A 2,304-nucleotide genomic window follows, 5' to 3' on the forward strand; every position below is an offset into this window, starting at 1 on the left:
CTGTCGCTACAAGAAGTTTGGGATTAAAGATGCGAGATTTTTCCATTAAACACAAATTTTCCTGAAACAAAACCATTTTCAAATTAAGCCAAATACCCAAATTTCTTGTAACGACTGTTGGCAGTTCGGTTTTTTATTTATTCCAAAAATTGCGTCATATCTGTAAATTCATTTCCGTCATAATCAAACTTATAAATTCTATTTTCCCAATCTGTTGCAATTATGTATTTTTCATTTAGTTCAAAAATATCTGCTCCTTTTAAAGGTGTAAAAATATCAGCGCCACTTTTATGCCACAATATTTTCCCATTATTATCAAGTTTCGAAATTTCAATTTCTCCGTGTACAATATAAAAATCACTCTTTTTGTAAACCTCAAAACAGCAAATATCATCTGCTTTAGTTTTCCACATTAGTTTTAATTCAGGTAATGACAAGCAGAATATTTTATTTCCACAGCAAATTATTATTCTATTTTCTTCAATAACTTTTATGTTTTCGCTAATTCTGATTTTACCACCTTCTGAACCAATTACAATACTTTTTATTAACTTTTCATTTTCAAATAATTTGATGCAAAAGTAAGTTGAGATGTAATTATTCTCTGTTTCTAAATATTCAAAATCGTATTTATTTTTATTATCAGTAAAACCACTTTCAAATGTTTCTTCTGCAAAAATTTCAACTTTATATTTCCCGATTATTGTCATAATTTGCAACTTTCGTTTTCGTTCTACCAAACTGACTGCCAACGTCTTGGCGCTTGACGTGGTTGCGGATTTTCTTGCAGAGTATATTCAACCGAAACGAATATATGCATAAAAACGTTAATTCCACTAAACCCGCAATCATGGCAAACGGCTGTTATGCGTTCGGCAGTATATGTTGTATGTTTTTCCATTCCAATTTATTTCAATTGGCTTTTGCTAATTTAATTATTTTATTCATTTTTAAAGATCTATTTGGACCTTAAAAATCAAAAAAAAATCGCGAAAATTTTACTTTTTAAGTTTCTAATTTCCATTTCAATATTCAGCCAATTTTATTAAGTTTCTGTTTTCCAAAATCTTAATCAGATTTTAATATTCAAGTTTCCACATTCTATAAAATTAATCAAATTCAATTTTCAGGTTTCTGCTTTCCGCAAAGTTGATCAACTTTCATTTTTCATTTTTAAAAGTCAAAAAAATCGATAAAAATTACGCTTTCAAAGTTTTGCATTTCAGTTTTCAAGCTTTAATTTCTTCTTTTTCTGTGTGATCCAACCTGCTGACGCATAACGTCTTGGCGCTTGGCGAGGTTGGGGACTTTATAGCAGAGTATTTTCTGCCGAAACGAAGGTATGATAAAAAACGGTAATTCCACTAAAACCCCAATCTCGCCAAACGGCTGTTATGCGACGCTTTTTTATTTATTAGCTATTTCGTAAACAATATTTATAGTTTCTTCTAATTCAACTTCCATAACTTCAAATTTATCAAAAGAGGTTTTCGGATTCATCATTTCACTTGCTACACGTGGTTTTAAAAATTTTACTTCATCCATTTTTATTGATGAATATGTAATATCACGCAAATTATATTTAGAAACTTGTTTAACATTATTTATTTTTACATTTAAAGCATTGGCAATATTTTCTGCATTATTTTTTGCATCTATAATTGCGTTTTGGACTAATTTTTGTCTTGTAGTTTTTTCTAAATTTTCTGATATTTGAGTTTCAAATTCAATATCTACATCTTGTAAGTTTTCGTTTTGAATTTCTTGATAAAATCCTTCAATTCTTTTGTTGTCTAATACAAAGTCTACAGATAATGTATTTGTTGCAGAAAATTCTTTTCTATTTTCGTAATTATCTTTAGAAATTTTATACTCAGAAATTTTCACATTTTTTTCAGTAAAACCAAGTTTGAATAGTACATTTTGTAATTTTTCAATTTCTTGATTTAAATCTTTTATTGCGGTTTTCTCTATTGTATTTTGCTTTGTAACTGTTATTTTAAAATTTGCTAAATCAGGTTTTATTTTTGTTTTTGCAATTCCTTCAGCTACAAGTTCATTTCCACTTTTGGTTTGCGAAAATGTTTGAATTGTTAAAAATGAGAATATGAAGATTGTAATTATTTTTTTCATTTTATTTTGTTTTTTTTTCAGTTTTTAGTTGCTCCAAAGTGTCGCATAACGTCTTGGCGCTTGGCGAGGTTGGGGACTTTATAGCAGAGTATTTTCTGCCGAAACGAAGATATGATAAAAAACGCTAATTCCACTAAAACCCCAATCTCGCCAAACGGCTGTTAGTGGCTG

Annotated in this window: 2 protein-coding genes; both read right to left on the reverse strand. The window is 29.0% G+C overall.

Annotated features, from left to right (window positions below; translation table 11 throughout):
- Positions 1–137: 137 nt before the first annotated feature.
- Positions 138–710: a hypothetical protein gene (locus MW871_RS15875; protein WP_248429372.1), complete on the reverse strand. Its 573-nt coding sequence runs from the start codon at positions 708–710 to the stop codon at positions 138–140.
- A gap of 697 nt (positions 711–1,407) precedes the next feature.
- A complete protein-coding gene (locus tag MW871_RS15880; RefSeq protein WP_248429373.1) occupies positions 1,408–2,133 on the reverse strand; it encodes an SIMPL domain-containing protein in 726 nt (241 codons plus the stop codon).
- Positions 2,134–2,304: the final 171 nt, after the last annotated feature.

Origin of the sequence: Flavobacterium pygoscelis (genome assembly GCF_023162025.1) — a bacterium.
Taxonomy (GTDB): domain Bacteria; phylum Bacteroidota; class Bacteroidia; order Flavobacteriales; family Flavobacteriaceae; genus Flavobacterium; species Flavobacterium pygoscelis.